This is a genomic window from Paraburkholderia caffeinitolerans (genome assembly GCF_902859945.1).
Classification (GTDB): Bacteria; Pseudomonadota; Gammaproteobacteria; order Burkholderiales; family Burkholderiaceae; genus Paraburkholderia; species Paraburkholderia caffeinitolerans.
Genome location: NZ_CADIKL010000021.1, coordinates 67163 through 93233 on the forward strand (window position 1 = coordinate 67163; position 26071 = coordinate 93233).

Consider the following 26071-nt stretch of genomic DNA (forward strand, 5'->3'; position numbering starts at 1 on the left):
CGGACGAACATCATGAGAAGCGCTGAAGACGTGCTCCTGCTGATCGACCTGCAAAACGACTTCATGCCGGGCGGGGCGCTTGCCGTCGCGCACGGCGACGAAGTCGTGCCGCTTGCGAACCGGCTCGCGCAAGACTTTCAGCATGTGGTGCTCACGCAGGACTGGCACCCGGCGCAGCACGTGTCGTTCGCGGCCGGCCACTCGGGGCGCGAGCCCTTCGAGACAATCGCGCTGCCTTATGGCGAGCAAGTGCTGTGGCCGACGCATTGCGTGCAGGGCACCGAAGGCGCCGCGCTGCATCGCGATCTCGCGGTGCCGCACGCACGCGCGGTCATCCGCAAGGGGCATCACGCAAACGTCGACAGCTATTCGGCGTTTCTCGAAGCCGATCGCACGACGCCAACCGGGCTCGCGGGCTATCTGCGCGATACGGGCGTGAAGCGCGTCTACTGCTGCGGCCTTGCGACCGATTATTGCGTCGCGTGGTCCGCGCTCGATGCGCGTGCGGCTGGCTTCGAGACCGTGCTGATCGAAGACGCCTCGCGCGCCATCGACCTGAACGGCTCGCTCGCCGCCGCATGGCAGCAGTTGAGTTCGGCAGGCGTGAAGCGCGCGCAAATGGCCGACGTGCTGAACGGCGCGGTCTGATGAACGTTCGAAATTAACCTGATTCGCAGGATCAACACATTCGCAAGGGATCGGACCAAGTCGCTCCGATCAACTGGAGACATCCATGACTGATGCCGTAATCGTTTCTACCGCCCGCACGGGCCTCGCCAAATCGTGGAAGGGCGCGTTCAACATGACCCACGGCGCCACGCTTGGCGGCCACGTCACGCAGGCCGCCGTCGAGCGCGCGAAGATCGACCCCGCACGCGTCGAAGACGTGATCATGGGCTGCGCGAACCCCGAGGGCGCCACGGGCACCAACATCGCGCGCCAGATCGCGCTGCGCGCGGGCCTGCCGGTCTCGGTGCCGGGCATGACCGTGAACCGTTTCTGTTCGTCTGGACTCCAGACGATTGCGCTTGCCGCGCAGCGCGTGATCGCGGGCGAGGGCGAGGTGTTCGTCGCCGGCGGCGTGGAATCCATTTCGTGCGTACAGAACGAGATGAACCGCCACATGGTGGTCGAAGGCTGGCTCGGCCAGCACAAGCCCGAAATCTACTGGAGCATGCTGCAGACGGCCGAAAACGTCGCAAAGCGCTATGAGATTTCGCGGGAGCGCCAGGACGAGTACGGCGTGCAGTCGCAACTGCGCGCGGCAGCGGCTCAGGCCGCGGGCCTCTTCAACGACGAAATCGTGCCGATGACGGTGCTCGCCGGCGTGGCCGACAAGGCCTCGGGCCAGCTCGTCACGAAGGAAGTGACGATTGCCGCCGACGAAGGCATCCGCGCCGACACCACGCTCGAAGGCGTGTCGAAGATCCGCACGGCGATGCCGGGCGGCGTGATCACGGCGGGCAACGCGAGTCAGTTCTCGGACGGCGCGAGCGCCTGCGTGGTGATGAACGCGAAAGTTGCCGAACGCGAAGGGCTGCAGCCGCTCGGCATTTTCCGCGGCTTCGCCGTGGCCGGCTGCGAGCCGGACGAGATGGGCATCGGCCCCGTGTTCGCCGTGCCCAAGCTGCTCAAGCAAGCCGGCCTCAAGGTCGAGGATATCGGCCTGTGGGAACTGAACGAAGCGTTCGCGGTGCAGGTGCTCTACTGCCGCGACAAGCTCGGCATTCCTGCCGACCGCCTGAACGTGAACGGCGGCGCGATCGCGGTCGGCCATCCGTACGGCGTCTCGGGCGCGCGCCTCACGGGCCATGCGCTCATCGAAGGCAAGCGTCGCGGTGCGAAGTTCGTGGTGGTGACGATGTGTATCGGCGGCGGGCAGGGCGCGGCGGGGTTGTTCGAAATCGCCTGATCGCGCTGTGGACGCCGGTCCGGGCAGGTATCATGACGGCTGGATTGCGCCCGCGTGGCGCGTCCGCCGTTCAAGACTGACTGAAAAGGTGAACACGTGATTCGTCATATCGTGATGTGGAAGTTCAAGGACTCAGCGGAGGGCGCGACGCGCGCCGAAAATCTCGCCAAGTTCAAGACGATGCTCGAAGGCTGCCGCAATCTCGTGCCGGGCACTCTGCATCTCGAAGCGGGTCTCGCCGAGCCTGGTCTCGCTTCGACGTTCGATATCGCGCTGGTCTCCGACTTCGTCGACCAGGTCGCGCTTGACGCCTACCAGGATCACCCCGACCACCAGATCGTGAAGGACTTCGCCAAGCGCGTGGTCGAGGCGCGCCAGTGCGTCGATTACGTGCTCTGAAGACCGTGGAGAATTCGAGCGCAACCATGACCGGCACCACAGACACAACGCAGGGCGATGCATCGAGCCAGCAGCCCATCATCGAAAGCCCGTTCGTCGATCATCTCGGCGCGCAGCTCGTGAGCGCGCGCGACGGCGCGAGCGAAGTGCTGCTTGCGCTGGCCGAACGCCATATGAATACGTGGGACGTCGCGCACGGCGGCGTGACCATGACGCTCGCCGACATCGCGCTCGCGATGGCCGCGCGCAGCGTCGCCGCCGACGGTGTGGGCGTCGTCACCGTCGAAATGAAAGTGAATTTCATGCAGCCCGGCCGCGGCGAGTTGCGCGCGTATGGCCGCGTGCTGCACCGCTCGACCACGATGGCCTATTGCGAGGGCGAGATTCGCGACAGCGAAGGGCACTTCGTGGCGAAGGCGCTCGGCACCTTCAAATACATGCGCCGCCTCGCGGTGGGCCGCGACGTGACGCGTCAACGCCTGCGCAGCGATCCCAACGCAAAACCCGGTCCGAGCGACGGCTGAACGCCGCGCCCAATGTATTCCGGGCACGCAAGCCGCATGCGTGTTGTCTTTTCATGTGCGTGTGCGATTCCGTTTTAAACCCGCGCGGCGCAAGCCGCGTTTCAAGACGACACACCCGAACGCCATGACTCAATCCAATCGTCAGATCTTGCTCGTCTCGCGCCCGGAAGGCGCGGCCAGCGTCGATAACTTCCGCCTCGTCGAAACGCCGCTCGCGCCACTCGCTGAGGGGCAGGTGCGCGTGCGCAATCACTGGCTTTCGCTCGATCCGTATATGCGCGGCCGCATGAACGACAGCAAGTCGTATGCGGCGCCACAGCCGCTCGATGCGGTGATGATCGGCGGCACGGCGGGCGAAGTGGTCGAATCGCTCAACCGCAAGTTCAAGGTCGGCGACAGGGTGGTCGGCATGGCCGGGTGGCAGGAATACGGCACCTCGGATGGCAGCGACCTCCATGTCGTCGAGACGAAGCACGTGCCGCTGGCCGCGTATCTCGGGCCTGTGGGCATGCCGGGCGCGACCGCCTGGTACGGACTGAACCGCATCATCGCGCCGCAGGCTGGCCAGACCGTGGTGGTGAGCGCGGCAAGCGGCGCGGTGGGCAGCGTCGTGGGCCAGCTCGCGAAACGGGCGGGCTGCCACGCGGTGGGTATCGCGGGCGGCGCGGAAAAGTGCCGCTATGTCGTGGAGACGCTCGGCTTCGACGCATGTGTCGATTACAAGGCAGGCGATCTCTATCAGCAGCTTAAGGCCGCAACCCCGCAAGGCGTGGACGGCTACTTCGAGAACGTGGGCGGCGACGTGCTCAACGCCACGCTCGCGCGCATGAATGCCGGCGGGCGCATCGCGGTGTGCGGCATGATCGCGGGCTATGACGGCGAGCCGATCCCGCTCAAGCACCCGCAATTGTTGCTCACGCAACGTCTGCTGGTGCAGGGCTTCATCGTGACCGAGCATCTGGACGTCTGGCCGAAAGCGCTTTCCGAACTCGGCGCGCTGGTCGCCAAGAAACAACTGGTCTATCGCGAAAGCATTGCAGAAGGCCTCGAAAACGCGCCCACGGCGTTCCTTGGCATGCTCAAGGGGCAAAACTTCGGCAAACAGCTCGTCAAGCTCGCTTGACGCCTTTGCAGTACTAACGACCAGGTGGGGGAGCGCAATGTCTGAACCGTTTCAGTTCGAAGGCCGAGTGGCCGTCATTACCGGCGCGGCGAGTGGCTTCGGCCGTGCGTTCGCGCAGCAGGCCGCATCGCTCGGCATGAAGCTCGTGCTGGCAGACGTGGACGCGCTCGCGCTCGACGAAACCGTTCAGGCGCTGCGCGCCCAGGGTGCACAGGCGATCGGCTTGCGCACCGACGTGCGCGACCCGGCGCAGGTGGACGCGCTCGCGCAGGCGGCGCTCGACGCCTATGGCAAGGTCCATCTGCTCTTCAACAATGCCGGCGTGGGCAGCGGCGGCTTCGTGTGGGAAAGCAGCGCGCGGGACTGGGACTGGGTGTTCGGCGTGAACGTGATGGGCGTCGCGAACGGCTTGCGCAGCTTCACACCCATCATGCTCAAGCAGGGCGAGCGCGCGCATATCGTCAACACGGCGTCGGTGGCGGGGCTGCTCGCGCCGCCCGCGATGGCCGTCTACAACGCATCCAAGCATGCGGTGGTCGCGCTTACCGAGACGCTTTACCACGACCTCCGAAATGTGAGCACTCAGTCGGGTGCGCAGGTGGGCTGCTCGCTCCTGTGCCCCGCGTTTGTGCCGACGGGCATCGCCAACGCGGAGCGCAACCGCCCCGACGATATGCGCAACGAGGTCCCCCCCACGCGCTCGCAGCAGGCCGCCGATCTGCAATTGCAGCGCGCGGTGCGCTCGGGCCGACTCACGGCTGACGATGTCGCGAAAGTCACTTTCGACGCGGTGCGCGAAGGGCGCTTCTACATCCTCACGCATCCGGGCATACTCCCTTCCGTGAAGCTGCGTCACGAAGACATCGAGACGTTGCGCAATCCCACCGATCCGCTCTCGCTCAAACCCGAAGTAAAGAACGCGCAGGCCTGACCGGCGCGTGCTGACCGGCGTTCGAGCGGAACCTAATTCGACAGACTCATGCCGCTCAACGCGAAGATCGCTTTAGTGCTCGACATGGTGGCCCGCGCGGGCCGCGCGCCTTACCACGAGATGACGCCGCAGCAAGCGCGCGCGTCGTATGAAAAGAGCGCTTCGGTGCTGGAGATCGCGGCCGCGCCAATGCACTCGGTCGAAGACTTGCAAGTGCCCACGCGTGACGGCGCGACGATCCGCGCGCGGCTCTATCTGCCTGTCGAGCCGCAATGGTCCGAACCATTGCCCGCGCTCGTTTATTTCCACGGTGGCGGCTTCACCGTGGGCAGCGTCGACACGCACGACGCCTTGTGCCGCATGTTCGCGCGCGACGCGCGTTGCGCGGTACTCTCGGTCGATTACCGGCTTGCGCCCGAGCACAAATTCCCGACCGCCGTGAACGACGCGTTCGACGCCTATGCATGGCTGCACGCGCACGCGGCCGAATTCGCGATCGACGCGGCGCGGCTCGCCGTGGGCGGCGACAGCGCGGGCGGCACGCTCGCGACAGTATGCGCGGTGCTCGCGCGAGACGCGGGCATACCCGCAGTGCTGCAAATGCTGATTTATCCGGGTACGGGCTCGCATCAGCAAACGGCGTCGCACAAGCGCCTCGCCAACGGCTACCTGCTCACGGAGCCCACCGTGCAATGGTTCTTCAATCACTACGTGCGTGATGCGTCCGATCGCGACGACTGGCGTTTCGCGCCGCTCGACGGCGCGCATGGCGCGCCCGATTTTCACGGCGTGGCGCCGGCGTGGATTGCGGTGGCGGAGTTCGATCCGCTCGTCGACGAGGGCGAGGCCTATGCGGAGAAACTGCTCGCTGCGGGCAACGAAGTCACGCTCGTGCGCTTTCCCGGCATGATCCACGAGTTCTTCAAGATGGGCGGTTTCGTGGACGATGCGCGGCGCGCGCAGGCGCAAGCCGCACAGGCGTTGCGCGCGGCGTTCGGTATCGAAGATTGATGAGGCGGGTGGGGCGGCAAGGCAGAAGGCCGCCCGGCCCGCCAAGCGTTAGCGCGCCGCGCCTGCCGTGAAGCGTTCGTGGCGCTCGAATGCGCCAGGTCGCGCGATGCGGTGCGAGCCGTCGTCGTCGCTGCGCTCGCGCGCTTCCACGCTCAACTGGCCGCCATCCACGCGCACGCGCAGCGCTGTCGTGCCACGCGTGCCGTACTCGGGCGTCTCGATGAACGCCGCCGAAAGCGCGCGCTCGCGCTCCAGCGGGATGCCGGTCGCGGGCAACTCGCCATCGAGCGCGACGCGCGGGTCGCGCATCAACTCGATCAGGCGTTCGAGCGGCACGTCGGGGCCGTCCGCCGCGAGTTCGGCAAGCCCCGCGCGCTTGCGTACGAGCTTTGGCCACGGCGTGTCGAGCACCGCGTTGGAGATGCCGTGGGTGCCCTCCGGCAACAGTGCCGGCATGCGATCGCCACGGTTGCAGTACCACGCAAGCTCGCGCCGGTTCCAGTCGCCGATGACCAGATTGAAGCCGTTATACATTTCGCCGTCGCGCGCGACTTCGGCGAGATAGGCCAGCGGCGTATCGGGGACATCAGTCCCGGCGCCTTTGGAACCAGCCATCAGCCAGCGGGACACGAGCGTGCCGCGTGTGGGCGCATCAGGACGCATCTCGTGCGGCGCGCGGTAGTTGGTGAGCGCCGCGAAACGGCCGCCGCGCGTCATGCCAAGCCAGGTGCCGCCGCCCACCAGATCGCGGCCTGCGAGCACGTCCGGCGCGTCTTGCCACCAGTGCATGGGATCGGCGGTGCGGCGCAGGAATTCGTCGCGGTTCGCGGCGAGCGTGAAGAGCGCGCCATCTACAGCATGCGGCCGCCAGTCGAAGACGATCAGGCACATCGCGCGCGGCCTCCGCTACGAATAGCAGAAGCCAGCCTCGGCACGGAGTGTGTCACACAGCGTGTCGCCACCGGACTTGTCACCAAGGCTTCAGCCCTCGGTGGGCAGCGCGTAAGGCAGCGGCAGGGTGCGCAGCGCGGGGCCGTCGGCGGCGCCCAGATGCACGCTGCCCGATTCGAGCGCCGCAAGCTTGATCTCCGCGAGCAGATCGACGCCGCCTTCGGGCGCCGGCGCTGCGTTCACGATCATGCCGCACGGCTGGCTCGGGTCGTCGGAGTGAAAGAGTTCTGCGCCGGCGCGTGCGGCGTCGGTCCCGGCCGCGACGCTCGCGAGCGCGGTGCGGCGCTTGATCGTGCCGCGATACTGGCTGCGCGCCACGATTTCCTGGCCCGGATAGCAGCCCTTCTTGAAGTTCACGCCGCCGAGCACGTCGTAGTTGACCATCTGCGGGACGAATTGCTCGCTCACGGCCTGGGTGATGCGCGGCTCGCCCGCGCGAATGTCGAGCCAGTCCCAAACCGCGGGCGAGACCGGCTTGAGCAGATCCTGGAGCGAGGCGAGCTTAGCCTCCACGGCGTCCTTCGGCCCAACCCACAGATAGCGCAGGCGCCCGAGCGCATCGGGCACGCGAATCAGCGTCCCGGCGGGATCGTCCACCTTCACGTGCACGCCGTCGGGCAGCGCGTCGAATACTCGGGAGAGCGCGCCGCGCACGTCGCCCGCGAGGCCCACCACGAGCAGCTTGTCGCTGTCGTCGGTGAGCTTGGCCTTGGCGCGCAGCACGAACATCGACAGGCGTTTTTGCACGCTCGCCTGAACGTCCTTCGACAGCAGCAGGCGGATGGTGTCGCCCGTCTTCCACGTGAGGAACGAGGCGAGCAGGCGGCCTTTGGGCGAGCAATATCCCGCGAGGCGCGCGCCGGTCACATCCAGATGCTGGATGTCGTTCGTGAGCTGGCTGTGCAGGAAGCTGGCAGCGTCGTCGCCATTGGCGTCGATCACGCCGAATTGCGGCAGGATCGCCCAGGCGCCGCCCTTGAGGACGGCGTCGAACTCATCGGCGGCAGGCGCTGCGGCGGATTGCGTGTCGGGGGAAGGCGTGGCGTTGGAAGCGAGCGGAGCGTTCATGGATTCGGGGAACAGTCAATCCTGACTTTGGCGAGGGCAAGCAGTTATTATATGAGGTCCGCCTGAGTCACGTTACGCATGTCCCTCCTCAAGAAATGCCTTGTTGCCGGCGCCGGCCTCGTCGTGCTTGGCGCCGTCGCAGTGGGTGGCGTCTGGCGCTGGGCGAACTCGCCCGTGGCGCTCGCCGTCCCGCAACTCGATGTCACCATCAAACCGCACAGTTCCGTGCGCAGTGTTACCGCCCAGTTGCGCCGTGGCGGCGTGCCTGTCCAGACCGATTTGTTTGTGTTGATGACGCGCGTGCTCGGCCTGCAAAGCCAGCTCAAGTCCGGCAACTACGAGTTCAAGGCCGGCGTCACGCCCTACGAGGTGCTGCAGAAAATGGCGCTCGGCGACGTCAACGAGTCCGTCGCGACCATCATCGAAGGCTGGACCTTCAAGCGCATGCGCGACGAACTCGACGCCAATCCGGCGCTGCGCCACGACACCGCCGGCATGAGCGACGCTCAACTGCTCGCCGCGATCGGCGCGCCGGCCGCGCCGCAGGGCAGCGGCGAAGGGCTGTTCTTCCCGGACACCTATCTGTTCGACAAGGGTTCGAGCGATCTGGACGTCTATCGCCGCGCCTACAAACTCATGCAGACGCATCTGAACGAGGCATGGGCCGCGCGCGCGCAGGGCTTGCCGCTGAAGTCGCCCTACGAGGCGCTCACGCTTGCCTCGCTGGTCGAGAAGGAGACCGGCAAGGCCGGCGACCGTCCGCTCGTGGCGGCCGTGTTCGCGAACCGGCTCAAGGCGGGCATGCCATTGCAGACCGATCCGACGGTGATCTACGGGCTCGGAGCGAACTACACGGGACGGCTGCACAAGAGCGATTTGCAGACCAACACTATCTACAATACCTACCTGCGTTCCGGGTTGCCGCCGACGCCAATTGCACTGCCGGGCGTTGCCGCCCTGCAAGCGGCGCTCAATCCCGCCTCGACCACCGCGCTGTATTTCGTGGCGCGTGGCGACGGCAGCAGCGTTTTTTCTGACAATCTCGTCGACCATAACAAGGCCGTCGACAAGTACATCCGGGGTAACTAAATGGCGCGGGGCCGATTCATCACGTTCGAGGGTATCGACGGCGCGGGCAAGACCACGCATCTGGCGTGGTTTCGCGAGCAACTCGAACAGAAACTGGGCGCCTCGGGCCGCTCGGTGGTCATGACGCGCGAGCCCGGCGGCACGCCGCTGGGGGAAAAGCTGCGCGAGATCCTGCTGCACGAGTCGATGGATCTCGAAACCGAGGCGTTGCTGATGTTCGCCGCCCGCCGCGAGCACCTCGCACGCGTGATCGAGCCGGCGCTCGTGCGCGGCGACTGGGTGCTCTCGGACCGCTTCACCGATGCCACATTCGCCTACCAGGGCGGCGGCCGGGGCCTGCCGCGCGACAAGCTTGAAGCGCTCGAGCGCTGGGTCCAGGGCGGCTTCCAGCCCGATTTGACCGTGCTGTTCGACATCGCACCCGATACCGCGAGCGAGCGCCGGGGCGCCGCGCGCGAGCCGGACCGCTTCGAAAGCGAAACCGATGCCTTCTTCACGCGCACCCGCGCCGAATATCTGCGCCGCGCGGAAGAGGCGCCGTATCGCTTCGCGATCGTCGATTCGTCGCAGGGCATCGACGAGATTCGCGGAAAACTCGAGAAAATCGTTGCAACACTTTGATTAAAAAGCGTTATTTGCTGCGTTAATGATGCTCGATAAAATTCGCGCAAATCCTCAGAAGTGCCGCTTAAGAGATTGATTTAAAACATGATTTATCCTTGGCAATCGGGCGACTGGGAGCGCCTTCAGCAGTTGCGCAGCCATTGGCCGCATGCGCTGCTGCTGCATGGCCAGGCGGGCATCGGCAAGCTCCAGTTCGCGCAGCATCTGGCGAAGGGACTGTTGTGCGAGTCGCCGCAGGCCGACGGCCAGCCGTGCGGCGCATGCCCCGCATGCAACTGGTTCGCGCAGGGCAATCATCCCGACTACCGTATCGTGCTGCCCGAGGCGCTGGCCGGTCTCGCAGGCCAGACGGGCGCCGAGGACAAGGACGACGCGAAGGCCGATAAAGGCGACGCGGACGAGGGCAAGAAGACTCGCGCGCCCAGCAAGGAAATCCGTATCGAGCAGGTGCGCGCGCTGCTCGATTTCACCGGCGTCGGTTCGCATCGCGGCGGCCTGCGCGTGGTCGTGCTGTATCCGGCCGAGGCGCTCAATGTCGCTGCCGCGAATGCGCTGCTGAAAACGCTCGAAGAGCCACCCGCGGGCGTCGTGTTCCTGCTGGTTTCGGCGCGCATCGACCGGTTGCTGCCCACCATCATCAGCCGTTGCCGCCAGTGGCCGATGAGCACGCCCGCACCGGACGAGGCACAGGCATGGCTTGCGAAGCAGGGCGTGGCCGACCCGGCCGGTCTGCTCGCCGAAGCGGGAGGCGCGCCGCTTGCGGCGCTCGCGCTCTCGCAGGACGACAATCGCGCGCTGCGCGACTGGACACTCGGGCAGCTCGCGGCCGGCGCGGCATGCGACGCCTTCGCCTGCGGCGAGACCCTGCAGAAGCTGCCGGTGCCGCTCGTGCTCGGCTGGCTGCAGCGTTGGGTCTACGACCTGCTGGCCGAGCGCACGGCGGGCCGGCCGCGCTACTACCCGCAGTCGGCGGCGGCGCTCACGCGCTGCGCGGCGAAGCTGGATGCACCGGCGCTCGCACGCTATCTGAAGTCGGTGACGCGCCAGCGTGCCGTGGAAAACCATCCGCTGAATGCGCGACTCGTGTTCGAGGAGCTGTTTCTCGGCTATCGTGAAATGTTTGCCTGAGACGTGTTCTTGAGCGCGCCCGGCCGCCACGCGCCGCTCCCGCCTTATCCGAAAACTCGCCGCTGATCCGCACCATGAGCGTTATTTACCGGGATGCCACCCTCGACGATCTGCCCGCGATCGTCGCCATTTACAACTCGACCGTGCCGTCACGGCAGGTCACCGCCGATCTCGAGCCCGTGAGCGTAGAAAGCCGGCTGCCGTGGTTTCACGCGCACGGCCCGGCACGGCGGCCGCTGTGGGTTGTCGAAGAGGGCGGCCGGGTGATTGCCTGGCTGAGCTTTTCGGACTTCTATGGGCGGCCGGCCTACGGCCACACCTCGGAAGTCAGCATCTACCTGGACGAAGCCGCGCGCGGCAAAGGGCTCGGGCGCCAGCTGCTGGCTGCCGCGCTCGATGCCGCGCCGGGGCTGGACGTCCACACGGTGCTCGGCTTCGTGTTCGGCCACAATGAGCCAAGCGTGCGGCTCTTTCACGGCTTTGGCTTCGAGGCGTGGGGAACGTTGCCGCGCGTGGCCGTGCTCGACGGCGTCGAGCGCGATCTCGTGATCCTCGGCAAGCGGCTTGCAGCCTGAGTTGCAGGCCTGAATTTTTCGTTGCGCATTTTCGTAGATCTCGCGCAGTCAGCCTGACCCGTAACCCCATCGCAGGACCGCCATGTTTGTCGATTCACATTGCCACATCAACTTCGAAGGTCTCGCCGACCGGCTGCCCGAGGTGCTCGAAAACATGCGCGCGCAGGCCGTCACGCATGCGCTGTGCGTCTCGGTCGACCTGGAGACGCTGCCCTCGGTGCTCGACATCGCGAGCCGCTACGAGAACGTCTACGCTTCGGTGGGTGTGCATCCCGATCACGAAGACGTCCAGGAGCCCAGCGTCGCGGACCTCGTCGAATTGGCGCAGCACCCGAAGGTCGTGGCGATCGGTGAAACGGGGCTCGATTACTACCGCCTCGGCGAGCGCACGATCGAAGACATGGAGTGGCAGCGCGAGCGTTTTCGCGTCCATATCCGCGCGGCGCACGCCACGGGCAAGCCGCTCATCGTCCATACGCGCGCGGCGTCGGACGACACGCTGCGCATCATGGAAGAAGAGCGTGCCGGCGAGCCCGGCGGCGTAATGCATTGCTTCACGGAGCCCTGGGCGATCGCCGAGCGTGCCCTCGCGCAGAACTTCTACATCTCGCTTTCGGGCATCGTGACGTTCAAGAGCGCAACCGATGTTCAGGAGGTGGCGCGCCGCGTGCCGCTCGAGCGTTTGCTGATCGAAACGGATTCGCCCTATCTTGCGCCAGTGCCATATCGCGGCAAACCTAATGAACCTGCGTACGTTAGTCATGTCGGAAGATTCATCGCGCAGCAACGCGGATTGCCGGACGCCGAACTCGGCGCTGCCACCACGCAGAATTTTTTCCAGCTCTTCAAGATTCCGGCCTCGGCCTGAATCGTGATCCGCTAGCAGTCGATTTGGATTTATCGTTTTTTATCAATTAGATATCGAATAACATTAAGGTCTGACATGAACTCGAATCTGCTTACGCCCACCGTCCAAGCCACGCGCGCCACCGGGATGCGTCGCATTGCCGCTGCGCTCGCCATCGGCATGAGCGCCGCCTTCCTCGCGAGCGCGCCGGTCCAGGCCGCGTCGATCGATTCGCTCGTGAAGGACGTGAAATTCGACGACGCCAAGGGCGTCGCCAAGGACCTCGCCGACGGCATGGACCCGAACGCCACGGATAGCCAGGGCATGCCGCTGCTCGTGCTGGCCGCGCGCGAGAAGTCGGACAAGGTCGCGGCATTGCTGCTCGACAATCCGAAGACCAACATCGCCGCCGAAGACAAGTCGGGCGAGAACGCGCTGATGCTGGCCTCGCTCAACGGCGACATGGATCTCGTGAAGCTGCTCATCACCAAGGGCGCCGAGGTGAACAAGCAGGGCTGGACGCCGCTGCACTATGCCGCCGCGAACGGCCACGACGACGTGGTGAAGCTGCTGGTCGGCTATTCGGCCGACGTCAACGCGCAGTCGCCCAATGGCACGACGCCGCTCATGATGGCCGCGCGCGGCGACCATATGAGCACCGCGAAGCTGCTTCTCGACCACGGCGCCAATCTCAATGCGAAGAACCAGATCGGCATGACCGCACTCGATTTCGCCAAGCAGTACAAGGCGCCTGACGCGATCAAGGATCTCTCGGCGCGCATGGGCCAGGCGGCGCAGTAACGCCGCTGCGGGCGCGGGCGGGCCGTCGGTGCGTCCTGGCCGGCTGTTTCGCTGAAGAGCCGCACGACGCGCCCCGAAAACAGTGCACAATACCGGGATTGCCGCGGGCCGCCGCCGAGCGGCCCGCGGCGCGGCGAACACCGCCCCCGACGACGAACCAAGCGACGAATCAAGGAGAATCATGCTGCGGGCTCTGATCTGCGCCGGCGCGCTCGCTGTGCCGATTTCGGCTTTTGCCTTCACTGCCTCCGATCTGAACCGGTTGTGTTCGAAGACCGACGTGGCGTCGCGCAGCGCATGCGCGGCCTATATCGAAGGGGCTGCCGATGGCATTTTCAACACCATCGACGCCATTGGCGGCACGACCGGCCCGCGAGTCGGCCAGTATTTCTGCCTGCCGCAGGAAGCCCGCTCGGCGCAACTCACCGACGCCGTGCGCAAGTACATCGCCGACAATCCCAACGTCGCCGGCTACAACGCCAGTACGGCTATCTCGCTTGGGCTCGGCAAGGCGTTTCCTTGCAAGACCAGTAATTGACGGGGCTGGGCACACTGAGCCCGCACTGAACCGGCGGCCAAGTCGGCATCGAGCCCGCCCAGCCCTTCGCCCGAAAGCCTTTCCAGCGCGGCCGCGCGGGCGGCAAATTGCGCAGCCTGATCCGGCCGCCCGCATTCTTTAGCGCATTTTTACGCGCATTCACGTAGCGTGACGTCAGGCGCCATTGCATTGGGCCGAGCCGCGCTCACGACCTTCCCGAACGCTAGCCAGATCGGCGAGCCCGCAGGCCTCGGCCAATACCGTGGCACGCCCCTTGCTGGGGATCCGCTTGCCGGAGCAAAACGGAGGAGGAAATATCTCGATGGCCAGACTGATAGTCGTCTCGAACCGGGTGGCGACGCCCACGGAGACCAAAGGGTCCGCAGGGGGACTCGCCGTCGGCGTGTTTGGGGCGCTCAAAGACGCAGGCGGAGTGTGGTTTGGCTGGAGTGGCGACGTCGTGAGCGAGACGGTGGCGAACGCAGGGCCGACGCTAGCGGAGGAGGGCCATGTCACGTTCGCGACAGCCGGGCTCACGAGGAAGGACTACGACCAGTATTACCGCGGTTTCTCGAACGCCACGCTGTGGCCGGTGTTCCACTATCGCAACGATCTCGCGCGCTACGAGCGCGACGAATACGCCGGCTACCGGCGCGTGAACGCGTGGCTCGCGCACAAGCTCATCAAGCTGATCCAGCCCGACGACATGATCTGGGTTCACGACTACCATCTGATTCCGTTCGCCGAGGCGCTGCGCTCCGAGGGCGTGCGCAATCGCATCGGCTTTTTCCTCCATATCCCGTTTCCTTCGCCCCAGGTGCTGCAGACGATTCCGCCGCACGATGAGCTCGTGAGATCGCTGTGCTGCTACGACTTGCTCGGCTTCCAGACGCGCAACGACCAGCAGGCGTTTCACGATTACATCGTGCGCACCGCCCACGGCATGGTGCGCGAGCATGGCGAAAACAAGGAAGCGGGCGAGGTCGAGGCCTACGGGCGCACGCTGCGCACGGGCGTCTATCGCATCGGCGTGTTTCCCGACGAGATCGCGGCGCTGGCAGCGGGCTATGAAAGCCGCCAGCACGTGCTCGACCTCAAGCAGAGCCTCGAAGGGCGCAAGCTCGTGATGAGCGTGGACCGGCTCGATTACTCGAAAGGGCTCGTCGAACGCTTTCACGCATTCGAGCAATTGCTCGAGCATTCGCCCGAATGGCGCGGCAAGGTTACGCTCGTGCAGATCGCGCCGCCTACGCGCTCCGACGTGGCGAGCTACAAGGTCATCCGCGAAGAGCTGGAGCGCGAGGCTGGCCGCATCAACGGGCGCTATTCGGGCCTCGACTACACGCCGATCCGCTACCTGAGCCAGCAATACGACCGCTGGAAGCTGATGTCGCTGTTTCGCGAGTCGCAGGTGGGCTATGTCACGCCGCTGCACGATGGCATGAACCTCGTCGCGAAGGAGTACGTGGCCGCGCAGAATCCCGAGGATCCCGGCGTACTCGTGCTCTCGATTTTCGCGGGCGCGGCCGCCGAACTCACGGGCGCGCTGCTCGTGAATCCACACGATGCGGCAGGCATGTCGGAGGCGCTCGGGCGCGCGCTGTCTATGCCGCTCGAAGAGCGCAAGACGCGTTATCTGACCAATATGGAAGCGCTGCGCCGCAACGATCTGGGCGTCTGGCGTGATCGCTTTCTCTCCGATCTCGCAGCCGTGCCGCAGCCGCGCTGAGTGGCTAAGTGTGGACGAGTGGGGAGATAGCGCGAGCCAGCGCCCGATTGCGTATCATCGGGCGCTCGCTCAATCTGCGCACACGCGCTTGCTACGGCTCATGCTCTCGACCCTCGCCATCGCCAACTATCGCTCGCTGCGCGAACTCATCGTGCCGCTCGGGCCGCTGAACGTCATCACCGGACCGAACGGCAGCGGCAAGTCCAATCTCTACCGGGCGCTGCGCCTGCTCGCGTTGACCGCGCGCGGCGGCGTGATTCCCTCGCTCGCGCGCGAGGGCGGCTTGCAATCGACGCTATGGGCCGGCCCCGAACGTTTTTCGCGCGCGGTCGCCAAGGGCGATTACGCTGTGCAGGGCACGGTGCGCAAAGACCCCGTGAGCCTCAAGCTCGGCTTCGCGGGCGAGACCTTCGGTTATGCGATCGACCTGGGCTTGCCGCCGCCCGCTTCGACCTCGCAGTTCTCGCTCGACCCGGTCATCAAGCGCGAATGCATCTGGGGCGGACCGTTGCTGCGTCCATCGACTTTGCTTGTGGACCGCCAGGGGCCGATGATCCGCATTCGCGACGAAGAAGCGGAGGGCGGATGGGCGACGCTCGCGCAACCCGTGGCGAGCTTCGACAGCATGATGACGGAGTTCGCCGACCCGCGCAGCGCGCCGGAGATGATCGCGGTGCGCGAGCAAATCCGCTCGTGGCGCTTTTACGATCATTTCCGCACCGACGAGCACGCCCCCGCGCGCCAGGTGCAGATCGGCACGCATTCGCCGGTGCTGTCCGACGATGGCGCCAATCTGGCCGCCGCGCTGCAGACGATTCGCGAGATTGGCGACGCGAGTGCGCTCGATACGGCAATTGGCGATGCGTTTCCGGGCGCGCGCGTCGAGATCGTCAATCACGAAGGGCGCTTCGAAGTCGGGCTGCGTCAGGAGGGGCTGCTGCGGCCGTTGCGTGGCGCCGAGCTTTCGGACGGCACGCTGCGCTATCTATTGCTCGCCGCCGCGCTGCTGAGCCCGCGGCCGCCCGCGCTGCTCGTGCTCGACGAGCCGGAGACCAGCCTGCACCCGGACTTGCTGCCGTCGCTTGCGCGGCTTATCGCGCGCGCCTCGACGCATTCGCAGGTACTGGTGGTCTCGCACGCGGCGCGGTTGGTCGCCGCGCTCGAGCGCGAGGCCGGCAGCCAGTCGATCGTGCTGGAGCGGCGCCTCGGTGCGACTGCGCTCGCCGATGCCGATTCGCTCGATGTTCCGGGGTGGAAATGGCCGTCGCGCTGAACCGCATCGGACGCTCCGCCCAAGGCGCCCCCATGATGTTTCGACGTGTAAGTCCATATAGCAATTGAAAGACTCGCAGCGCAGGCGCCGCGCAAGGCGAATAATCGAGGAATGCGCCGTGCTGCGAGCGGCCTGATCGCGTCTGCCACGAGTCTGTCCCTTCGATATTTGAGGGGCGCGATGGCGATATTGGGCTTCCTTTAAAATGGCTCGAACCGCCTGGTGGATTTTCCCGCGTGTGCGCGGAACATGAAGGAGACACACAATGAGAATTGCGCAGATCGCCCCGCTGACCGAATCGGTGCCGCCCAAGCTTTACGGCGGCACCGAGCGCGCCGTGTCGTACATCACCGAGGCGCTGGTCGAACTCGGGCACGACGTGACGCTGTTTGCAAGCGGCGATTCGCAAACGCGTGCGAAGCTCGAACCCGTGTGGCCGCGCGCGCTGCGACTCGACCCCGGGATTCGCGACCGCATCGCGCCGCACATGCTGCTCATGGAAATGGTGCGCCGACAGGCCGACCAGTTCGACGTGCTGCACTTCCATATGGATTACTACTCGTTTTCGGTGTTCAAGCGCCAGGAAACGCCATTCGTGACCACGCTGCACGGCCGCCTCGACTTGCCCGAGCAGCAGCCGGTGTTCGACACGTTCAACACGGCTCCGGTCATCTCGATCTCGAACGCGCAGCGCCAGCCGATACCGCAGGCCAAATGGCTCCGCACGGTCTATCACGGCCTGCCGGAGGCGCTCTATACGCCGCAACCCGTCGAACAGCGCTATCTTGCGTTTCTCGGCCGCATCTCACCCGAGAAGCGCGTGGACACTGCGATCCGCATTGCCCAGCGCTGCGGCTTGCCGATCCGCATCGCCGCGAAAGTCGACGAGGCCGACCGCGAGTATTTCGAACGCGAGATCAAGCCATTGTTCGCACTCCCGAATGTGGAATTCGTCGGCGAGATCAATGACAGCCAGAAGGCCGAGTTTCTCTCCGGTGCGCATGCGCTGCTGTTCCCGATCGACTGGCCCGAGCCGTTCGGGCTCGTGATGATCGAGGCGATGGCGTGCGGCACGCCCGTGATCGCGTTCAATCGCGGCTCGGTGCCGGAAGTGGTGGATGAGGGTGTTTCGGGATTTATCGTCGAGGACGAGATTGGCGCCGTTGCGGCCGTGAACCGGCTTTCACGCGTGCCGCGTGCCGGTGTGCGGCGACGCTTCGAAGAGCGCTTCACGTCGCACCGCATGGCGGAGCAATATATCGAGGCGTATCAGGCGGTGATACGCGCGAACCGGCGTTCGCGCTTCAAGGTGATCGACACGTCCGCGAGCTGAGCGGCGAGATGTGACGCTAGCCGCCCGGGCCGACAGGGCCCGGGCGCCCAACCTGCTCGCGAACGCGTGAAACTTACAGCTTCAGCGGGGAGATCTTGGTCGTGCCGAGCGAGAGGTCGCCGATCAGGCCGCTGTTGGTGAGCACGAAGACTTCCACGGGCTTGGTGGCCGTGGTGGTGTCGATCGTACCGTTCGCGCCGACCTTCGCGATTGCGACCGAAGCGTCGCCGCCTGCCGACCAACCGCTCGAATTGCGGAATTTGTCGAGTGCTTCCTGCGTCATGAACAGGTAGACGACCGACTTCGACTGCATGCCGAGCGTTGCACCCACCGATGCGCCCGTGGTGCTGTAGTAGCCAACCGTGCTGCCGCCGACGCGCAACGCGCCGTCGCCGTGCTCGCCACCAATGCCGATGCCTGCCTGGGTCACTTGCGGGAACACCAGCACGCCGCGCGCCTTGCCTACGAGCTCGCGCGAACCGGGCACGGTCTGGAAGAGGCGCGACATCGTGCCGTCGACGCTCGCGTCGATCGACTGGCGCTTCGCGTCATTGGTTTGTGCCGTCGGGGGCGTGTTGCCGGTGGTCGAGCAGCCTGCGAGCGCCGCGCTGGCAAGCGCGATGGCAACCGAAGCCTTAAGGATGAAACGGCGTCCTTGCATGTTGTTCTCCGTTCTGTGTTCCGGGTATCCGAAATTGCCTGAAGCCGTGCCGTCATGGCGTTTTGCCAATGATGGGATCAGCTTTCGCTCTTATAACACAGGGTCCGGATTTGCCCGTTCGAGACGGTGCATCGGAAAGGGCACGTCAGTGTTCCGGCACGGGCTTCGCAGCGGGAGGGCGTCGCAGCGCGCGGCGCACGGCGCCAAGGACAATGCCAATGGCGAGCAAGGTTGCAGCCGGCACGATCCAGTAGCCGACGAATGCGTGCCACAGATAGCTCACGAGCGTGGCGCGCCGCGTGGCGTATTCGTCGAGCGCCGCCTGGTGAGCCGCGGCGTTTTCCGCGAGCACGGCGGCAGGGCAGCCCAGCGCGCGTGCCCGTTCAGGCGTCCCCTGGCAATGCAGCGGCGCTCCGGCAGCCCGCTCGGCGTCGGTGAAAGTCCAGTTGGCGAGAGCGCGCTGCAAATCCGCGTGGTTATAGGCCATCTCGTCCTGGGCCTCGCGCACCGCAATGATCATCACCGGCACGAGCCAGAAAACGATCACCACCAGCCAGCGGCGAAACCAGCGGTTCTTGTGCTTCCATGCCATCCGCGCCTCCGTACGATGCGACAGGCATCACTCCGGCTTCAACCTTCGTTCGGCAGCCCGATGGGGCCTGTGCGATTGCGTATCAGGGAAAGGGCGCCGCTGCCGCCATCATAGAAGAAAAATCGCGCTCAGGCGCAACGCCGAAGAGGCGCGGGCACGCGCGCGGGATGCCGGTGAACAGCCTGCCAGGCAAGGTGCGCCGCACCATGAAAAACGACGCGCCGCAGCATGAGCTACGGCGCGTCGCGAAAGGGGTAGTGCGAGGTCGAAGCGCAGGCCGGGATAAACCCGGTGCTTCGATGCATTTCGATCAAGACTCGGCCGTGTGGCCAATCAGCTCTTGGTCGTGAGGCACTGCTTCATGAAGGCCTTGCGGTCGTCGCCCTTCTTGTCGCCGGCCTGCGTGTTGCACGCCTTCATGCGCTCCTGCTGCGACATCGTGGGGGTCACGCCGGCTGCGGAGAGGCACTGTTTCATGAAGGCCTTGCGCTCGTCGCCTTTCTTGTCTCCGGCCTGCGTGTTGCACGCTTTCATCTTGTTCTGCTGGCTATTCGGGCTCGTGGCCGCGGAAGCCGCTGCCGCGGGCGCCGCGGTCTGTGCGAACGCCGGTGAGGCCAGTGCGCCGCCCAACACGATTGCAGCAATGAGGGATTGCATCTTCATCGTTCACTCCCATGGGGTATCGACGTTGTCGTTAGTCGTGCGAGCAGGCGGCCCATCCGGTCCTTCGTTGCCTGTCGCCGCAACCATTATGGCAAAGCCAACCTGAAAACGAGCCGTGAGTGGGTTCGGTTGACGCACGCTCAGGCACAATGATCGGCATGCACACCGCATGAGACTGGAGATAGACCATGCATTACCTCTTGATGTACGAACTCGTCGACGATTATCTCGGGCGGCGCGCCGAACATCGCGATGCACACCTGGCGCTTGCATGGGCGGCGGCGGAGCGTGGCGAACTGCTGCTCGCGGGGGCGATTGCGGAACCCGTGGACGAAGCATTGCTGCTCTTCCAGGGCGAGAGCCCAGCGGCAGCCGAAGCGTTCGCGCGCGCCGATCCCTATGTGAAGGCCGGCCTCGTCAAGGCGTGGCGCGTGCGCCCGTGGCAGACGGTGGTGGGGGAACAAGCAGCCAATCCAGTGCGCTGAACGCGGGCATGCTGGATGCTTCGATCGCTACGGCCCAGTTGCGCGGTCGAGCAAGTCGCGCACGGTGTCGTCGTCGACCTGCTCGAAGTCGAAATAGAACTGGCCGACGCTCATGAACGACAAGGGCGTCTGCACGCAGACGAAATCATCGACGGCGCCCGCGAGCCGTGCGCGCGCGCCGGCCGGCGCAACCGGCAACGCCGCGATGATGCGCGCCGGCCCGAGCGAGGCGAGCGCCCGCGCGGCGGCCTTGAGCGAGGCGCCGGTGGCCATGCCGTCGTCGACCAGTAGCACCACGCGTCCCGCCACCGGCACAGCCGTGCGCGCACCGCGGTAACGCGTCTCGCGCCGGCCCAGTTCAATACGGGCGAGCGCGAGCACGCCCTGCAATTGCGCCTCGCTCACGCCGGCCTCGCGGATCAACGCTTCGTTGACGTATTGCGCTCCGTTCGAGGAGATCGCGCCCATGGCGAGCTCCGGCTGCCACGGCGTGCCGAGCTTGCACACGGGCAGCACGTCGAGCGGCGCGCGCAGCGCCTCGGCCACTTCGAACGCGACCGGCACGCCCCCGCGCGGCAGCGCGAGCACGACGATGTCGCGGCGCCCTGCGTAGGGCGCGAGTTGCGCGGCGAGCATTTGCCCGGCCTCGCGGCGATCGGTGAAGGGACGTTCCATGAGCGACTCCTGTGCGAGGCAAAGTTGAAGCGGAACGGTTCGTTCAGTGTGCCACGCGCAGTCGTCGCGCGTGTGTCTGCACATGTGTCTGCGCGTGTGTCCGTTTTGCGGCCCCGCCGCGTTCGGGGCCGGCGCGGCACAAAGCGTGGCAATGCCCGCCAAAGCGTGCCTCGCGAAATCGTCTCCCGCCGCCGGGTCATTTGCATACGCCGATTTGTCGTTTGGCGCGGCGCATCGGCATGGATACGATGACCCCGAACCTTTCACCAACGAGGTCCGTGCCATGTCCGAATCCGCTTGTCTTTCATCCCGCTCTTCAACAGTTTTCCCGGCCAGTTTCGCGCCACGGGTTGTCGAGCCTGCCCAAGCCGATGCGCCCGACGGCTTCGGGCTCGCGCTGGAGCTTGCGCTCGCACGGCCCATCGACGGCATCGCGGGTCGCACGCTGCGGATTCATTTGCTGCGCGGCGCGCGCATGGAGCAGGCGGAGACGCTGCGCGACCTGCTGCACGAGGTGGGGGCGGACATCGTCGTGTCCTGATGGTGTTTTGACCGCGCAGCCGCTCAATCGAGCGGCGTGGCAAAGAGCGCGTCGAGCAAATTCGACGACGAAGGCTCGGCGAGCCGCACCAGCGTCTCCACCATGCGCACCTGGCAATCCACGAGAGCAATCGCGCGAATCCGCCGCGATTCGCCGAACTCCGCGCCCGCGATGACCCCCGCGCCCACGCCCTGGGCAATCGCGGTCTGGAGGGCCTCGCGGCCATCCACGTAAAGCACGGGCTCCGCTTGGAGCCCCTTGCGCACCAGCTCCGCTTCGAGCAACTGCTGCGTGACCGAATGCGCCTCGCGAAAGATCATCGGCTCGCGCACCAGTTCTTCATAAGTGATGCGACGCTTCTTCGCTGCCGGGCTCTCGGCGGGCACGACCGCGACCAGCGGATCCTCGCGCAGCACGCGCGATTGCAGACGGCTGTGCACCTGGGGCGCCGCCGTGATGGCGGCGTCCACTTCGCTCGACAGCACGCGCCGCATGCACTCGGTGGCGTTCGCGATGGCGAGCTTCACCACCACACCCGGATAGCGGCGGCGGAACGCGCCGATTAGCTTGACGGCGAGGTCCGGCGCGTCGGCGACCAGCGCGAGCTCGCCCGACTCCAGCGCACCGGCCGCTTCCAGCAGGCGCCGCGCGTCGCGCTCGCAGCCCACCATCTGACGCGTCACCGCGTAGAGCCGCCGCCCGAGATCGGTGAGCTCGACGCCGCGCGGCGCGCGCTCGAAAAGCTTCACGCCGTAATCGGTTTCGAGCCGGCGCACGTGGTCGGAAATGGCCGGCTGGGTGAGTGAGAGCGCTTGTGCGGCACGCGAGAAGCCACCGTGCTCGGCAACGGCGTGAAAGGCTCGCAACTGGGCGTACTGCATGATCGTGGGTTCCGGAGGGGGTGTTCGGCAAATGCGGCCGATGGGATCGATTGCGTGGATCCGCAGACACATAAGTTTTATCGATATCAACATCGATTATATCGATTTTACCTATGTGCTGCACTGCAGTAATGTATGTGCCTACTTGCTGAACATTGCTGAATACCGACTGGAGCAGCCGCATGACCACCGCCGCAGACCCGTACCTGCTGACCCCCGGCCCGTTGACCACGGCCGCAACGACTAAAGCCGCGATGCTGCGCGACTGGGGTTCGTGGGACGCCGACTTCCGCGCCATGACGGCGCACCTGCGCCGCGCGCTGCTGGAGATCGCCGGCTGCGACGGCGACGACGCAAACGGCGAATACGATTGCGTACCGCTGCAGGGCAGCGGCAGCTACTGCGTCGAAGCGATGCTCGGCAGCTTCGTGCCGCGCGACGGCCACGCGCTCGTGCTCGCCAACGGCGCCTACGGCAAGCGCATTGCCACCACGCTGCGCTATCTGGGCCGCCGCCACACCGTTCACGACACGGGCGATTATCTGCCAGCGCGCGCCGCCGACGTCGAGCGCCTGCTCGTCGAGCGCGCCGACATCACGCACGTCGTCGTTGTGCACTGCGAAACGAGCTCCGGCATTCTCAATCCGGTCGAGGAAATCGCCGCGGTCACGGCGCGCCATGGCCGGCGTCTGCTGATCGACTCGATGAGCGCTTTCGGCGCCGTGCCGCTCGATGTGCGCACGCTGCCGTGCGAGGCGTTCGTCTCGTCGGCGAACAAGTGCATCGAGGGCGTGCCGGGCTTTGGCTTCGTCGTCGCGAAGAAAGCCGCGCTCGCGGCCGCGAAGGGCAACAGCCATTCGCTCGCGCTCGATCTGCACGACCAGTGGGACGCCATGAACCGCACCGGCCAGTGGCGCTTCACGCCGCCCACCCACGCCGTGGCCGCGTTTATCGAAGCGCTGCGCCTTTACAAGGCCGAGGGCGGTCAGCCTGGGCGTCTTGCGCGCTATACGCGCAACCGCGACGTGATGGTCGACGGCATGCGCGCGCTCGGTTTCGAGCCGCTGCTGACCGAAGCATGGCGCTCGCCCATCATCGTCACGTTCTTTTCGCCCGATCATCCAGGCTTCAGCTTCGAGCGCTTTTACGAACTGATGAAGGAGCAGGGTTTCATCATCTATCCGGGCAAGCTCACGAGCGTCGAGAGTTTTCGCATCGGCTGTATCGGCGCGCTCGACGAGGCGGTCATGCGGCGTGTCGTACAGGCATGCGGCGCGGCCTTGAGCACGCTCGGCGTGCCGAGCGGTGCGCCCGCGCATGTCGCGCTCGAGGCCCGCGAGGCGCTCGCGGCCTGAAGCTCGTATCGGGAGCAAATCGAGCCAATCAAGCATTCAGAAACACGAAGTTATTTGCAGTACATCATCAGCGCATTATCAGGATTTACGGAAATGAAATACGTCAAGGCAGTGATCTTCGACTGGGCCGGCACTGTGGTCGACTATGGCTCGCGTGCGCCGATGGGCGCGTTCGTCGAAACGTTCGAGGAGTTCGGCGTGCCGATCACGATCGAAGAAGCGCGCGGCCCGATGGGCATGGCCAAGCGTCCGCACATCGCGGCGCTGATGGCGTTGCCGCGCGTCGCCAAGGCATGGGAAGCCCGCCACGGCCACGCGCCCGGCGACGCCGATATCGACGCGGTTTATGACGTGTTCGTGCCGAAGAACGTGGCCGTGGCCGCGCAATACAGCGACGTGATTCCGGGCGTGGCGGCAGTAACCGCGCAACTGCGCGCGGACGGCGTGCGCATTGGCTCGACCACGGGCTACACGCGCGAGATCATCGACCAGATCGTGCCTGGCGCCGCCGAGCAGGGCTTTGCCGCGGACAGCATCGTGTGCACCGGCGACACGCCCGAAGGCCGTCCCTCGCCGTACATGATTTACCGCACGCTGCCGCAGCTCGGCGTGTGGCGCGCGCGCGAAGCGATCAAGGTCGACGACACCGAGGTGGGCATCGAAGAGGGTATCAACGGCGGCACGTGGACCGTAGGCGTGGCCGTCAGCGGAAACGCGTTCGGCCTCACCGAAGACGAGGTTCGCGCGCTTGCGCCCGAAGAATTCGCGCAGCGCCGCGATGCCGCCACGAAACGCCTGCGCGATGCCGGTGCGCATTACGTGATCGACAGCGTGGCCGATCTGCTGCCCGTGGTCACCGAAATCGAAACGCGCCTCGCGCGCGGCGAGCGCCCCTGAGTTGTCTTGAGGTTCAGGCGCGGGCGGCTTGCAGCCGCCCGTTCGCGTCATCGAAGCGGATCATGCCCGATCAAACCGCGCCGCTCACCACGTCGCTGCGAACGCTTTCTGCACCTGCGCGGGCGAAGTAATCCCGTTGGCGATCAGCAATTGCGTGAGTACGCGCGCCTTCTGCGGATTCAAGTCGAGCGAGACGACGAAGCCGCTCGTGTCGTCGTTCACTTCGACATTGCGGTTCACGAATCCCGACCCTACGCGCGATGCGCGTACCACCACGATTCCTTGCTTCGCGGCGCGCTGGAGCGCCTCGATCGCCGGCTTCGAGGTGTTGCCGTCGCCCACGCCCGCCAGCACGATGCCCTTTGCCTTGTTGGCGATGGCGTTGTCGATCTGCACGCTATCCATGTTCGCGTGCGCGTAGACGATCTCGACACGCGGCAGTTGCTCGCCCGAGGGCAGCGCGTATTTGTGGCTGTCGAACTGAACCGCGGGCGCGAGAAAGCGCACGCTTGCGGGATCGACGTAGCCGATCGGCCCGCTGTTCGGCGAAACGAAGGTTTGCACGCTCGTGGTGTTGGTCTTGGTGGTTGCGCGCGCCGACTGGATCGTGTCGTTGAGCACTACCATCACGCCGCGCCCGCGCGCTGCGGGGCTGGCCGCCACTTCGACGGCTTCGTACAGATTGCTCGGGCCGTCGGCGCTGGTGGCCGTGGAGGGGCGCATGGAGCCCACCAGCACGACGGGCTTGTCGGTGCGCAGCACGTTGTCGAGGAAGAAGGCCGTTTCTTCGAGCGTGTCCGTGCCGTGCGTGATGACGACGGCGTCGGCTTCGTTGCGGTCGAAGATTTCCTGGATGCGGCGCGCGAGCGTGAACCAGACCTTGTCGTTCATGTCCTGCGAACCGATGGACGCCACCTGCTCGGTGCTCAGGTGGGCGAGCTTCTCAATGCCGGGCACGGCCTGCACGAGCTGCTGCGCGCCCACCGCTCCCGCGTTGTAGGCGTTGGCCGCGCGTGTGTCCGCCTGGCCCGCGATCGTGCCGCCGGTGGCGAGCACGGCCACGCGCGGCAACGCAGCCGACGCGGTGGTGGACGTAGCGGGAGTGACGGTTTCGCCAGCGGCTAGAGCGATACTCGCGGGCAGGGCAGTGGCGGCAAGCACGAGTGCGACGGCAAGGCATTTTGCATGGATGGCGGTTTTCATGTTTTCCTTGGCGGTTAATAATCATTTTTAAACGGCGCTTCGGAAAATAATTATTCACCAATTGCAGATAAACTCAATCCTGCATTGCGGATTAATTGATTAGCGCCGCATATATGATGCACGCTGCATGTATATGCTAATTTATCCAATCGCGATTGCATCGGGTTTTGGCACAATTGTTTGCAGTATTTTTAGCAATGAATCAATGAATTCAAAAACCGCGAGTCCGTGGTGACAATGCCCGTGTCACACGTTCAATAAT

General features: G+C 65.6%; 29 protein-coding genes. 21 read left to right on the forward strand and 8 right to left on the reverse strand.

Annotated elements, in window-relative coordinates:
- Positions 1 to 12: 12 nt before the first annotated feature.
- From pncA to HV773_RS20575, 7 genes are all read left to right on the forward strand, one after another.
- Positions 13 to 648 (forward strand): bifunctional nicotinamidase/pyrazinamidase, encoded by a 636-nt coding sequence (pncA, locus tag HV773_RS20545; protein ID WP_129562055.1) that lies wholly within the window; start codon positions 13 to 15, stop codon positions 646 to 648.
- Between the two features lie 85 nt (positions 649 to 733).
- Entirely contained in the window at positions 734 to 1912 is a 1179-nt protein-coding gene (locus HV773_RS20550) for an acetyl-CoA C-acyltransferase (RefSeq protein ID WP_129562054.1), read from the forward strand.
- A gap of 96 nt (positions 1913 to 2008) precedes the next feature.
- Positions 2009 to 2311 (forward strand): Dabb family protein, encoded by a 303-nt coding sequence (locus HV773_RS20555; protein WP_129562053.1) that lies wholly within the window; start codon positions 2009 to 2011, stop codon positions 2309 to 2311.
- Between the two features lie 26 nt (positions 2312 to 2337).
- Positions 2338 to 2835, forward strand: coding sequence for a PaaI family thioesterase (locus tag HV773_RS20560; protein ID WP_129562052.1), 498 nt, complete (start codon positions 2338 to 2340; stop codon positions 2833 to 2835).
- A 124-nt stretch (positions 2836 to 2959) separates the two neighbouring features.
- Entirely contained in the window at positions 2960 to 3958 is a 999-nt protein-coding gene (locus HV773_RS20565) for an NADP-dependent oxidoreductase (RefSeq protein WP_129562051.1), read from the forward strand.
- Between the two features lie 37 nt (positions 3959 to 3995).
- Positions 3996 to 4889: an SDR family oxidoreductase gene (locus tag HV773_RS20570; RefSeq protein WP_129562050.1), complete on the forward strand. Its 894-nt coding sequence runs from the start codon at positions 3996 to 3998 to the stop codon at positions 4887 to 4889.
- Between the two features lie 48 nt (positions 4890 to 4937).
- On the forward strand, positions 4938 to 5900 hold the full coding sequence (locus HV773_RS20575) for an alpha/beta hydrolase (RefSeq protein ID WP_129562049.1): 963 nt from the start codon (positions 4938 to 4940) through the stop codon (positions 5898 to 5900).
- A gap of 48 nt (positions 5901 to 5948) precedes the next feature.
- Here HV773_RS20575 and HV773_RS20580 read toward each other — a convergent pair whose 3' ends face one another.
- Both HV773_RS20580 and ygfZ read right to left on the reverse strand, forming a co-directional pair.
- On the reverse strand, positions 5949 to 6791 hold the full coding sequence (locus tag HV773_RS20580; protein ID WP_129562048.1) for an NRDE family protein: 843 nt from the start codon (positions 6789 to 6791) through the stop codon (positions 5949 to 5951).
- Positions 6792 to 6881: 90 nt separating this feature from the next.
- Positions 6882 to 7919, reverse strand: a complete 1038-nt coding sequence (gene ygfZ / locus HV773_RS20585; RefSeq protein WP_129562047.1) for a CAF17-like 4Fe-4S cluster assembly/insertion protein YgfZ — start codon at positions 7917 to 7919, stop codon at positions 6882 to 6884.
- A 78-nt stretch (positions 7920 to 7997) separates the two neighbouring features.
- On the opposite strand from ygfZ, the gene mltG reads away from it, so the two are divergent.
- The 10 genes from mltG (at position 7998) to HV773_RS20635 (ending at position 17856) form a co-directional block, all read left to right on the forward strand.
- Positions 7998 to 9008 carry an endolytic transglycosylase MltG gene (mltG, locus tag HV773_RS20590; protein WP_129562046.1) on the forward strand — a complete coding sequence of 337 codons (1011 nt, stop codon included), beginning with the start codon at positions 7998 to 8000 and terminating at the stop codon, positions 9006 to 9008.
- Positions 9009 to 9629, forward strand: a complete 621-nt coding sequence (gene tmk / locus HV773_RS20595; protein ID WP_129562045.1) for a dTMP kinase — start codon at positions 9009 to 9011, stop codon at positions 9627 to 9629.
- A gap of 87 nt (positions 9630 to 9716) precedes the next feature.
- Positions 9717 to 10760, forward strand: coding sequence for a DNA polymerase III subunit delta' (locus tag HV773_RS20600; protein WP_129562044.1), 1044 nt, complete (start codon positions 9717 to 9719; stop codon positions 10758 to 10760).
- A 74-nt stretch (positions 10761 to 10834) separates the two neighbouring features.
- On the forward strand, positions 10835 to 11335 hold the full coding sequence (locus tag HV773_RS20605) for a GNAT family N-acetyltransferase (protein ID WP_129562043.1): 501 nt from the start codon (positions 10835 to 10837) through the stop codon (positions 11333 to 11335).
- A gap of 82 nt (positions 11336 to 11417) precedes the next feature.
- Positions 11418 to 12203 (forward strand): TatD family hydrolase, encoded by a 786-nt coding sequence (locus HV773_RS20610; protein ID WP_129562042.1) that lies wholly within the window; start codon positions 11418 to 11420, stop codon positions 12201 to 12203.
- Between the two features lie 75 nt (positions 12204 to 12278).
- The gene (locus HV773_RS20615) at positions 12279 to 12983 is read left to right on the forward strand and encodes an ankyrin repeat domain-containing protein (protein WP_129562041.1); all 705 of its coding nucleotides are present in this window, start codon (positions 12279 to 12281) and stop codon (positions 12981 to 12983) included.
- A 181-nt stretch (positions 12984 to 13164) separates the two neighbouring features.
- A complete protein-coding gene (locus HV773_RS20620) occupies positions 13165 to 13521 on the forward strand; it encodes a Rap1a/Tai family immunity protein (protein ID WP_129563331.1) in 357 nt (118 codons plus the stop codon).
- Positions 13522 to 13843: 322 nt separating this feature from the next.
- Positions 13844 to 15250 (forward strand): alpha,alpha-trehalose-phosphate synthase (UDP-forming), encoded by a 1407-nt coding sequence (gene otsA / locus HV773_RS20625; RefSeq protein ID WP_129562040.1) that lies wholly within the window; start codon positions 13844 to 13846, stop codon positions 15248 to 15250.
- 100 nt (positions 15251 to 15350) lie between these two features.
- Positions 15351 to 16523, forward strand: coding sequence for an AAA family ATPase (locus HV773_RS20630; protein WP_129562039.1), 1173 nt, complete (start codon positions 15351 to 15353; stop codon positions 16521 to 16523).
- 265 nt (positions 16524 to 16788) lie between these two features.
- Positions 16789 to 17856 carry a glycosyltransferase family 4 protein gene (locus tag HV773_RS20635; RefSeq protein ID WP_129562038.1) on the forward strand — a complete coding sequence of 356 codons (1068 nt, stop codon included), beginning with the start codon at positions 16789 to 16791 and terminating at the stop codon, positions 17854 to 17856.
- A gap of 73 nt (positions 17857 to 17929) precedes the next feature.
- Here the strand turns inward: HV773_RS20635 and HV773_RS20640 are convergent, their stop codons facing one another.
- The 3 genes from HV773_RS20640 to HV773_RS20650 form a co-directional block, all read right to left on the reverse strand.
- Positions 17930 to 18517 (reverse strand): BPSL1445 family SYLF domain-containing lipoprotein, encoded by a 588-nt coding sequence (locus HV773_RS20640; RefSeq protein ID WP_129562037.1) that lies wholly within the window; start codon positions 18515 to 18517, stop codon positions 17930 to 17932.
- Between the two features lie 145 nt (positions 18518 to 18662).
- Positions 18663 to 19109, reverse strand: a complete 447-nt coding sequence (locus tag HV773_RS20645) for a hypothetical protein (protein WP_129562036.1) — start codon at positions 19107 to 19109, stop codon at positions 18663 to 18665.
- A 333-nt stretch (positions 19110 to 19442) separates the two neighbouring features.
- Positions 19443 to 19772 carry a PsiF family protein gene (locus HV773_RS20650; protein ID WP_129562035.1) on the reverse strand — a complete coding sequence of 110 codons (330 nt, stop codon included), beginning with the start codon at positions 19770 to 19772 and terminating at the stop codon, positions 19443 to 19445.
- A 188-nt stretch (positions 19773 to 19960) separates the two neighbouring features.
- Here HV773_RS20650 and HV773_RS20655 point away from each other — a divergent pair, with 188 nt between their 5' ends.
- On the forward strand, positions 19961 to 20257 hold the full coding sequence (locus tag HV773_RS20655; RefSeq protein ID WP_129562034.1) for a YciI-like protein: 297 nt from the start codon (positions 19961 to 19963) through the stop codon (positions 20255 to 20257).
- Between the two features lie 27 nt (positions 20258 to 20284).
- Here the strand turns inward: HV773_RS20655 and HV773_RS20660 are convergent, their stop codons facing one another.
- Positions 20285 to 20932: a phosphoribosyltransferase gene (locus HV773_RS20660; RefSeq protein WP_129562033.1), complete on the reverse strand. Its 648-nt coding sequence runs from the start codon at positions 20930 to 20932 to the stop codon at positions 20285 to 20287.
- A gap of 283 nt (positions 20933 to 21215) precedes the next feature.
- Between HV773_RS20660 and HV773_RS20665 the strand changes: the two genes are divergently transcribed.
- A complete protein-coding gene (locus tag HV773_RS20665) occupies positions 21216 to 21473 on the forward strand; it encodes a hypothetical protein (RefSeq protein ID WP_129562032.1) in 258 nt (85 codons plus the stop codon).
- A gap of 23 nt (positions 21474 to 21496) precedes the next feature.
- Here HV773_RS20665 and HV773_RS20670 read toward each other — a convergent pair whose 3' ends face one another.
- The gene (locus HV773_RS20670; protein ID WP_129562031.1) at positions 21497 to 22354 is read right to left on the reverse strand and encodes a LysR substrate-binding domain-containing protein; all 858 of its coding nucleotides are present in this window, start codon (positions 22352 to 22354) and stop codon (positions 21497 to 21499) included.
- A 182-nt stretch (positions 22355 to 22536) separates the two neighbouring features.
- Here HV773_RS20670 and HV773_RS20675 point away from each other — a divergent pair, with 182 nt between their 5' ends.
- Positions 22537 to 23709, forward strand: a complete 1173-nt coding sequence (locus HV773_RS20675) for a 2-aminoethylphosphonate--pyruvate transaminase (RefSeq protein ID WP_129562030.1) — start codon at positions 22537 to 22539, stop codon at positions 23707 to 23709.
- 93 nt (positions 23710 to 23802) lie between these two features.
- The gene (phnX, locus tag HV773_RS20680) at positions 23803 to 24606 is read left to right on the forward strand and encodes a phosphonoacetaldehyde hydrolase (RefSeq protein ID WP_129562029.1); all 804 of its coding nucleotides are present in this window, start codon (positions 23803 to 23805) and stop codon (positions 24604 to 24606) included.
- A gap of 84 nt (positions 24607 to 24690) precedes the next feature.
- On the opposite strand, the gene HV773_RS20685 is transcribed toward phnX, so the two are convergent.
- The gene (locus HV773_RS20685; RefSeq protein ID WP_129562028.1) at positions 24691 to 25809 is read right to left on the reverse strand and encodes an asparaginase; all 1119 of its coding nucleotides are present in this window, start codon (positions 25807 to 25809) and stop codon (positions 24691 to 24693) included.
- Positions 25810 to 26071 lie beyond the last annotated feature (262 nt).